Origin of the sequence: Microbacterium sp. HMWF026, from assembly GCF_003061325.1 — a bacterium.
GTDB classification, from domain to species: domain Bacteria; phylum Actinomycetota; class Actinomycetes; order Actinomycetales; family Microbacteriaceae; genus Microbacterium; species Microbacterium testaceum_E.
Genome location: NZ_QAJB01000297.1, coordinates 1 through 7,767 on the forward strand (window position 1 = coordinate 1; position 7,767 = coordinate 7,767).

Here is a 7,767-nt window from a genome sequence, read left to right on the forward strand (position 1 = left end):
GGTCCGGGGGCGGCGGGTGCGGACCACGATCCCGGATCGTCATGCCGATCGTGCCCCGGATCTGCTCGATCGGGACTTCACCGCCGAGGCGCCGAACCGCCGCTGGTCCACGGATTTCACTTATGTCACGACGTGGGCGGGGTTCGCTTACGTGTCGTTCATGATCGACTGCTACTCGCGCGATCGTGGGCTGGCACGCCGCAACCGTGAAGACGACCCCGCCGGTAACACTGCGCTGCGAATGGGCTTGTGGCGACGCGACCTTGCCGGTCACCCGGCCGTGGACGGTCTAATACATCACAGCGACGCGGGCTCGCAATCTACGAGAGTGTCGTTCGCGAGACGCTCGCGCCGGAAGGCTTCGCCGCGTCCATCGGATCGATCTGCGACGCGTATGACAACGCCCTAGCCGAGACTGCGAACGGCTACTAAAAGACCGAACTTGTCCGCGGCCCCGCCCGTCTCGTACGGTCGAGGACCTCGAGCTCGCGACCCTCAGATGGGTGCACTGGCACAACACCCAGCGCCTCCACGGCTACCTCGGCGACGTCCCGCCCGCCGAGTTCGAGAACGCGTTCTATGCTGCCCCCAACGACCGCAATCTGCTGGTCGGAATCAAATGGCGCGAGTCTCCAGCAGACCCAGGGCGCTTCAAGTCGCGGCTCTGACTCGGATTGTCAGTTCGCAGCGGGAAGCAAACCCGCGCCGCTGTCCGTGTGGCGGCGACCCTCGCGACGGTGACACAGCGGGGCTCCGAGCGGGCGATGTGAGTTTCGAGGGGGGACCGCCGATTTCGGGATGCTGTTGTCGAAGGGTCGCCACTTTGCCGGCGTCAGCGGTTGCGTGTCGGGGTGGCTGCGGCAGAGGCGAGCCTGCGCAGATTTTCCAGCAGTACGGCCAGAGCGGCGCAGACGGCGATGCTGACGAGGTCGGTGAGGACCGGAGAGCGTGGGGTGAGGATGAACCAGACGGTGTCGAAGCCGGCGTGGAGGATGATCGCTGGCCAGATGCTTCCTGTGGTGTCGATGAACAGCGCCGCGACGATCCCGAACAGGAACGCGAAGGCAACCACGAAACGCCATCCCGCCCGGTGCTGGCGCCCGCATAGGAGCGGCAGAGAACCGGGATCGGTTCACGTCTCGTGTCCATGTACGACCCGGGCTTGGACCCGGTGGATTTTCACGCCGTCGCCGAGGTATGGGTCGAGGGGGGACAACACGTTGTCGACGCGACCACCCTCGCACCCCGATCGACGCTCTTGTGGATCGCTACCGACTGAGACGCCGCGGATTCCGCCTTCCTCACCGTCATCTCGGGCCGCATCGATCTGACAGACATGCAAGTCACAGCCGTTGCCGACAACCTGCCCTCTGACGACCTGACGCAACTCGTCGTCCTGCACTGACGCGCTCCACGACCGGGTTACTCTCGCACCACCGGCCGGCGGCCAAGGGAGTGCATATCGGCGCGCTCTGCCGACAGGCAAGGCCCCTCACCCGTGGCACCCGGTGTTGAACACTGAAGTGTCCGCGCCAAGACAGGTTGCGGTCACTCACAGGATTCACGGGATCACATGCTGAAGCGAAAAGCAGCCACCAACACCAACACGGGTGCTCCGCACCCGGACGCCGCAAAGAAGCCGGACTCCCCCACCCAGCTGACGAAGCGGTCGTGGAAGTATGTGCTGCGAAAAACAGTGCGGGAATTCTCTGCTGACCAATGCACGGACGCCGCCGCCGGTCTGGTCTACTACGCCGTCCTCGCCCTGTTCCCAGCGCTGATCGCGATCTTCTCCGTGCTCGGTGTTGTCGGCCAGGGCGACGCCGCGGCCGCCGCCATTCTCGGCATTATTCAAGACGTCGCCCCCGACGCCGCCTCCACCCTCCGCGAACCGATCGAACAGATCGCCTCCTCCCGAGGCGCGGGTATCGCATTGATCACCGGTATCGCGCTTGCGTTGTGGTCAGCGTCCGGGTACGTAGGCGCGTTCAGCCGTGCCATGAACCGCATCTACGAAATCGACGAGGGCCGACCGTTCTGGAAGCTGCGTCCAATGCAGCTGCTTGTCACCGTCATCGCGGTGGTCGCGCTCGCCCTCGTGGCCCTTGGCCTCGTTCTTTCCGGCGATGTCACCACGGCGATCGGTAACGCTCTCGGTCTCGGTCGGGGCGTGCAGATCGCATGGGACGTCGCCAAGTGGCCAATCATGCTTTTCATCATCGTGTTCCTCGTCGCGGTGCTGTATTACGCCACCCCCAACGCCAAACAGCCGAGGTTCCGGTGGATCAGCCTCGGCGCGGCCATCGCCATCGTGGTCCTTGGCATCGCCACCGCCGGCTTCGGGTTTTACGTGGTCAATTTCTCCAACTACGACCGCACCTACGGCTCGCTCGCCGGGGTCATCATCTTCCTGCTTTGGCTGTGGATCGCTAACCTCGCGCTCCTGTTCGGCGCAGAGTTCGACGCCGAACTGGAACGCGGCCGCCAGCTGCAAGGTGGCATCGTCGCCGAAGAGGACATTCAACTTCCCGCCCGTGACACCCGAAAAAGCAAGAAGCAGGATGAGAAAGAGTCCAGCGACGTGGAGGAGGGCCGCCAAATCCGCCTCGCTGAAGCACCCGATAGCTCCGACGCCCCTTCTCCACGAAAGCCGTCGACACCTGAACCGCAGCCCCGGAGAAAGTGGTGGCAGCGGCGCCGCCGATGATTCCCCGCCGGCTGCAGCTGACACGCTTGGGTACCGGCCAAACGATCTCGCCCTGTGACGCACCTAATCGAGCTCGGACACCGAAAAATTGCGCTCGTATCTGAAGCTCGCGCCTCGTTTCTCATGGAGCTGCTGGACGACGCTCGCTCATGGCCCTCCATCAATACCAGTCTGCTTCGCCAAAACGGCGCCAGAATCGTTGGGTACCTGCGTGCCCTACGCAAAGCGGGCATCCCGGTAGACCCGCTCAACCTCTCTCTAGCGACGGGCACTCAGCCGATCGCGCCTTCTCGGCCGTCCTGTCCCAGTTCTCAAACGACCGGCCGACGGCATTGTTCTCCCCAGACAGCGTCATGACAGTTGCCACTTTCAGGGCTCTGAAGACACTTGGCATCTCCATTCCAGACGAGGTTTCCCTGATGTGGTTCGACAACCTCGAATGGACCAGGCTCGTGAGCCCTGAACTGTCGGTCGTCTCTCAACCGGTATTGGGGATGAAACAAAGTGCGGCAACCGAACTACTGCGCCGCATCGACGGTGATGAAGACGAGTTCCGCACAACCTTCTGTGACACAGAATTCGTGTATCGGGCCTCGACCGCACCGCCTCCTTCGGGGTAACGGCCAGGTCAACCGACGGTACATCCTGTTGGTGCAAAACCGATGGGTTTCGTACCGCCTTCCAGCCCGGTGGGTCTTCACGTCGTGGCGGAGGCTGCCGCGCCGGCGGCGGACGTTAGCGGCTTACTCCGCCTGACAAGGCCATCGCCGAGGGTGTGGGTGCTTGCCTGCTCGGACGGTTCCACCAGCGGTTTATGCGAGATGTGCATTGCTTGTGGTGGGTTGGTTGGTGTGTAGTCCAAAGGGCAGTTTTCGCGGCGTCGAGAGGGGTGAAGTGTCCGATGGGGCGGGAGTCGCTGTCGAAGGCGGTCCACTCGTCGCTGGGGCTTCGGGTGATGTATCCGAACAGTTGGTGGGCACAGGCGCCCATCACGAAGTCATTCTCGATGTGTTTCCACGTCGTGGGTGCGTTGGATCCTCTTGCGCCGAACATAAGCCGCTCCTTTGCGTGCCGGACGGCGAGATCGTGGCATCCCGCAGGGGAAGCGGAACGGGGATTGCGCCGCATCTCTCTGACCACTAGGTGCAGGCGCGGGTGCGCATCAGGCCCCGAGCTCAACATCCCAGCCTGATCAGCGAGCTAACGCAGGTAGCCGGACAGATGCTGCGGCTCGGCGCTGGCGCAGATCAATCGAATCGAGTGGCCGGCTGCATCCACAGCGTTGTGCGGGAGTGAGCGCCTACTCGGTGGCAGCCGTCTCCGGTTCTGCCTTCGGCTCCATATCGGGCTCGAAGTGGCCCAGCGACTTCTCTTGCAAGAACGCGCACAGCTCGGCCGCAACCTGAAGCTCGTGAGTGAGGGCGTTGAGTTCGAAGCTGGTCAGATCCAGAGCCTCGGTGGAAGGTTCAATCAGTACGTGCCACGCGAGGTCTTCATCGTTTTCGCGCGGTTCGATCCAGACGGTGTTGGGGGCGTTCTCCAGGGGCATGACGACAAGCCCGGTGTCCTGACCCCCGTGGCGTTCTTGGATTGCAACGCGGACATCCTCGCCGGCGCCGCGGGCGGCGATGAATTCTGCCACCCAATGCTCGAGGGTGTTCTTGCTGTGGAATGGCATGGCGAGTCCTTGAGGTCGGCGAGGGAAGGAAAACGGCCCACCCCAGAGGGGCGGGCCGTTATGAGTATGCGGTGTCGTTACGCCGCGGCGGCGAGCTGCACGCGGTGAGCATCTTCCTGCTGCTGCCAGGTGGCGGCATTCAGCATCAGCCCGGACGACATCGCAGCCTGGTCAGCGAGCTGGCGGAGGTAGCCGCCGGACAGGCGTTGCGGCTCGGCGCTGGCATACTCAAAGCGCATGGAGATTGCAGGCTGCACCCACAGCGTCGTCCGCGTGTGCGCGGCCTCTGTGTCCGTCCACGTGATGGTGAAGGACTCGTTGCGGCGGAGTTTGGTGGACAGAACGACCTGCAGGTACTGCAGCAGGCGATCGTCGATCTCGATGGCCTGGGGGTCCGAGCTGTAGAAGAGCTTTCCCATGATGACTCCTTGCGGTGAGGGGTGCGGGGGTGAATCAGAAAAAGAGGGGGGCGACGACGCCCACGGCGGTCGCAGAAACCACAACGGCCGCAGCGGTCACGCCGATGTACCACCGTTGGGCCGCGACAGCGGTGCGAGAGGGAACGAACGTCTGCCGACGCAGACGTGAAGGTTGTCCCCAAGCGAACGCGTTGCTAGTCATGGCGGCCTTCCTTCCATTAGGTCTTGGGCTGTCAACCCCGGTGATGATCAACGTAGCAGATTGTAAACACAGTTAGGTAATCCAGTTGAGTGTCACTGCTGCTGACGACTACCAGGCGTAATCATCACCGGCGGAAGGTTAGATGGTTAGGTATAGTGCTTCGAGACATACGCAACGTAGGGAACGGGTCCATGACGGTAGAAACAGGCGACACATCGCCGCTCTCGGCGGCGCTGACGTTCTACTCCCAGGAACGTGATGCCGCGGCGGCGCGTGCTCGAAAGCAGCTCGGCGTCAACGAGCTCGAGGCCAACGCCATGTCTTACCTCGCAAAGAACCCCGGAGCGCGACCCTCAGAGCTGGCCAGCTATCTGCGTGTCACGTCTGCCGGCATCACCACGATGGTCGAACGGCTCGTGCGCCGCGAAATTCTGCGCCGCGAAGCTGACCAGGTGGACCGCCGCGTCAACCACATCCACCTGGCGGTCGACATCGAGAAGGAGCCGTGGTCACAACTGGCGCTGTTCGATGCCACGTGCCGCCAGCTCATCGCGCACCTGGACCCCAAGGTCGAGGCCGATTTCGCCGACTTCCTTCGCCACGCCACGCTGGCCGCGCGTGAAGAGGCTGCACGTGTCGACCGGGCCGTCGCCTAGTTAGCTCTGCGCCTCGGCCGCAAGTTGAGCCATATGCTCAACGGACTTGCGCTGGAGAAACGCGCACAAGTCTGCGGCGTGGGAGATCTCACGGCACAGATCGTAAACGGAGTCTGGGGATAGCTCCGTCACCTCAGGCTGTGCCTCGAAAGTGACGCGCCAGTCAGGTACGCCCACAGCAATCGGTGCCAGGTACACGGACGTTGTTGCGTTTGCCAAAGGAAAGATGACCAGGCCGCTGTCGACGCCATCGACGGGATCCTGATCGGCAACGAACGCGACAGCGCCTCCGCCAGTCCCGCTTGCGGCAAACTCATCGAGCCACGCGCTCAGCGTGTCTTTACTGCGAAACGGCACCCTGCTGCCTCTTCAATCTCCCTGGCGGATCGTTCTTCCGCCAGCCGATCGTACGACATCGTGGACGCCGCCCATCAATGTACAATCGCAACAGCTGCTAGCTCGAAGATTCCTCCACGAGCTGACATGCGCGCTGTTGCAGGTAGTCACAGAGGTGCGCCGCCAACAACAACTCTTCAGCGAGATCACGAAGGCCGTGACCGTCCAGCTCGGTGAGTACTGGCTGCGCACGCTACCCATAGGCCGCCAGCGCAGCGGACGCTAACCGTGCCAGCAGTGCAAAACCGATCGGTTTCGCTCCAATACGGTTGTCGAAGGACATGTAGTCGCGCCTGCCGGGGCTGGCCTTCACCGAGCTGCGGCGTGTGCTTGCTGAGCGGGGGCGGGTTCGGTCCAGTGGTCGAGGTCGATTATGAGGCCGCTGGTGCTGTTTGCTTGGGCGGCGAGTTGCTGGAGGTATGCGCCTACGAGGGGTGTTGCTTCGGGTGTGGTGTAGGTGAAGCGGAGGGGGATGTTGGGGTTCATCCAGATTGTGATGCGAGGTTCGGGGTTGGCACGTTGGGTCAGGGTGAGGGTGAAGTTCTCGCCGCGGCGGAGCTTGGTCGCGGCGATGACTTGGATGTAGTGCAGGAGGCGATCGTCGATGATGGCGTCGCTGTTGCTGTAGTAAAGGTTTCCCATGGGCCCTATCAGTCGGATGGTGGGCGCGCGCAGGGAGTGACGGGCCTGTCGCACGAGACGGCGGTGCCGCTCACATATGAAGAGCACGACAGGGCCTGCTCCGTCACAAAAATGTTCGGACCCCGGGCGGAGGGTGTTCCTCAGATGGTGATGCTCGCGATTTGCACCGTGATGCGTGCGGATTTGTCGGGGTGTGCGGATCGCAGATGATCAGCGATGTCGCGGGCAATAGTGGGGGCGGGGCTGCTGTGGGTGGCGACTCGGGCCGATATGGTCGTGCGCTCGTTCGTGGTGCGTAGATTCACGATGGGCTCTGGGGCTGGTGAGGTGCCGAGGGTGGCAGCGATCGCTCGTGCGATTCGTGTTGGTGTGGGCGCTGAGGGGTACACGGCGGTAACTCCCGGAACGCTGAGGACGAGGGTGGTCAGGTCCTCCGGCTGCGGAGAGGGGGTGGGTTGTTCGCTACTCATCTGGCGTCGTCTCCTGCAGCCGCGTCGTGGATGTTTTCGACAGTGATGTTGAGGGCGTCGATGTGCAGCTCGGTGTGTTCGTGAAGGACCTTCATTACCTGTTCGCGGAGCTGGGTGAGCAGTGGTGGCATCGGCGTGTGTGTGGCGATGCTGACGGTGATGTTGACATGTACGGGGGCGTGTGGTGTGTCGGCTTCACCGGTGATTCGACATGCTCCGACCAGGATGCCGGGGATGGTGTCGCTGACGTCACGGATGAGGGCACGTACGGCTCCTTCGGTGATGCTGAGGCTCACCAAGGGGTCGGGGTGGTGCAGGGGGAGGTCGCGTCCGGCCCGAAGCTCGGCGCCGATGTTGTTGATGATGTCGTTCAGCCAGGACGGGGGAGGAGCAGGCACGGTATCGGCGTCGTGTGCGATCAGATCGCGGGAGAGGTGGGAGACACGCTCGAGAGCGCGCAGCGCGTTGACGCACTCCGGGCACTCCTCGATGGCGGGGTCGTAGGGGGTGCGGTCGTGGGCGAGGTAGGTGCTGAGCTCGTCGAGGGTTTTGCCGCAGTCCAGGACGGTGCGGTCGGAGTTGGTGTCGGTCATCGCC

Annotated in this window: 11 protein-coding genes; 5 read left to right on the forward strand and 6 right to left on the reverse strand. The window is 63.2% G+C overall.

What is annotated here, in order from left to right; translation table 11 throughout:
* The first annotated feature begins 16 nt into the window (after positions 1-16).
* Together DBR36_RS18845 and DBR36_RS18850 are read left to right on the forward strand one after the other, a co-directional pair.
* Positions 17-409, forward strand: a complete 393-nt coding sequence (locus DBR36_RS18845) for a DDE-type integrase/transposase/recombinase (RefSeq protein ID WP_146185336.1) — start codon at positions 17-19, stop codon at positions 407-409.
* Positions 410-503: 94 nt separating this feature from the next.
* Positions 504-668 carry a hypothetical protein gene (locus DBR36_RS18850; protein WP_181373572.1) on the forward strand — a complete coding sequence of 55 codons (165 nt, stop codon included), beginning with the start codon at positions 504-506 and terminating at the stop codon, positions 666-668.
* Positions 669-832: 164 nt separating this feature from the next.
* Here the strand turns inward: DBR36_RS18850 and DBR36_RS11470 are convergent, their stop codons facing one another.
* Complete coding sequence (locus DBR36_RS11470) at positions 833-1,072, reverse strand: type II CAAX prenyl endopeptidase Rce1 family protein (protein ID WP_164878291.1); 240 nt, start codon at positions 1,070-1,072, stop codon at positions 833-835.
* A 501-nt stretch (positions 1,073-1,573) separates the two neighbouring features.
* Here DBR36_RS11470 and DBR36_RS11475 point away from each other — a divergent pair.
* Both DBR36_RS11475 and DBR36_RS11480 read left to right on the forward strand, forming a co-directional pair.
* Positions 1,574-2,707 (forward strand): YihY/virulence factor BrkB family protein, encoded by a 1,134-nt coding sequence (locus DBR36_RS11475; protein WP_108319499.1) that lies wholly within the window; start codon positions 1,574-1,576, stop codon positions 2,705-2,707.
* Positions 2,708-2,856: 149 nt separating this feature from the next.
* Positions 2,857-3,327 (forward strand): substrate-binding domain-containing protein, encoded by a 471-nt coding sequence (locus tag DBR36_RS11480; protein WP_108319501.1) that lies wholly within the window; start codon positions 2,857-2,859, stop codon positions 3,325-3,327.
* A 680-nt stretch (positions 3,328-4,007) separates the two neighbouring features.
* Here DBR36_RS11480 and DBR36_RS11485 read toward each other — a convergent pair.
* On the reverse strand, positions 4,008-4,385 hold the full coding sequence (locus DBR36_RS11485) for a hypothetical protein (RefSeq protein WP_108319503.1): 378 nt from the start codon (positions 4,383-4,385) through the stop codon (positions 4,008-4,010).
* A 77-nt stretch (positions 4,386-4,462) separates the two neighbouring features.
* On the reverse strand, positions 4,463-4,804 hold the full coding sequence (locus DBR36_RS11490; RefSeq protein ID WP_108319505.1) for a hypothetical protein: 342 nt from the start codon (positions 4,802-4,804) through the stop codon (positions 4,463-4,465).
* A gap of 393 nt (positions 4,805-5,197) precedes the next feature.
* On the opposite strand from DBR36_RS11490, the gene DBR36_RS11495 reads away from it, so the two are divergent.
* On the forward strand, positions 5,198-5,662 hold the full coding sequence (locus DBR36_RS11495; RefSeq protein ID WP_108319507.1) for a MarR family winged helix-turn-helix transcriptional regulator: 465 nt from the start codon (positions 5,198-5,200) through the stop codon (positions 5,660-5,662).
* On the opposite strand, the gene DBR36_RS11500 is transcribed toward DBR36_RS11495, so the two are convergent.
* From DBR36_RS11500 to DBR36_RS11510, 3 genes are all read right to left on the reverse strand, one after another.
* Positions 5,663-6,019 carry a hypothetical protein gene (locus tag DBR36_RS11500; RefSeq protein ID WP_108319509.1) on the reverse strand — a complete coding sequence of 119 codons (357 nt, stop codon included), beginning with the start codon at positions 6,017-6,019 and terminating at the stop codon, positions 5,663-5,665.
* A gap of 348 nt (positions 6,020-6,367) precedes the next feature.
* Complete coding sequence (locus DBR36_RS11505) at positions 6,368-6,700, reverse strand: hypothetical protein (RefSeq protein WP_108319511.1); 333 nt, start codon at positions 6,698-6,700, stop codon at positions 6,368-6,370.
* Between the two features lie 466 nt (positions 6,701-7,166).
* A partial coding sequence (locus tag DBR36_RS11510; RefSeq protein WP_308810952.1) for an Asp23/Gls24 family envelope stress response protein occupies positions 7,167-7,767 on the reverse strand: 601 nt, incomplete at its 5' end.

Bases quoted from the DNA above. Each gene is read 5' to 3' on its own strand.
- DBR36_RS11490 (WP_108319505.1), bottom strand. From the start codon at position 4,804: ATGGGAAAGCTCTTCTACAGCTCGGACCCCCAGGCCATCGAGATCGAC.
- DBR36_RS11495 (WP_108319507.1), top strand. From the start codon at position 5,198: ATGACGGTAGAAACAGGCGACACATCGCCGCTCTCGGCGGCGCTGACG.
- DBR36_RS11480 (WP_108319501.1), top strand. From the start codon at position 2,857: ATGGCCCTCCATCAATACCAGTCTGCTTCGCCAAAACGGCGCCAGAAT.
- DBR36_RS11505 (WP_108319511.1), bottom strand. From the start codon at position 6,700: ATGGGAAACCTTTACTACAGCAACAGCGACGCCATCATCGACGATCGC.
- DBR36_RS11475 (WP_108319499.1), top strand. From the start codon at position 1,574: ATGCTGAAGCGAAAAGCAGCCACCAACACCAACACGGGTGCTCCGCAC.
- DBR36_RS11485 (WP_108319503.1), bottom strand. From the start codon at position 4,385: ATGCCATTCCACAGCAAGAACACCCTCGAGCATTGGGTGGCAGAATTC.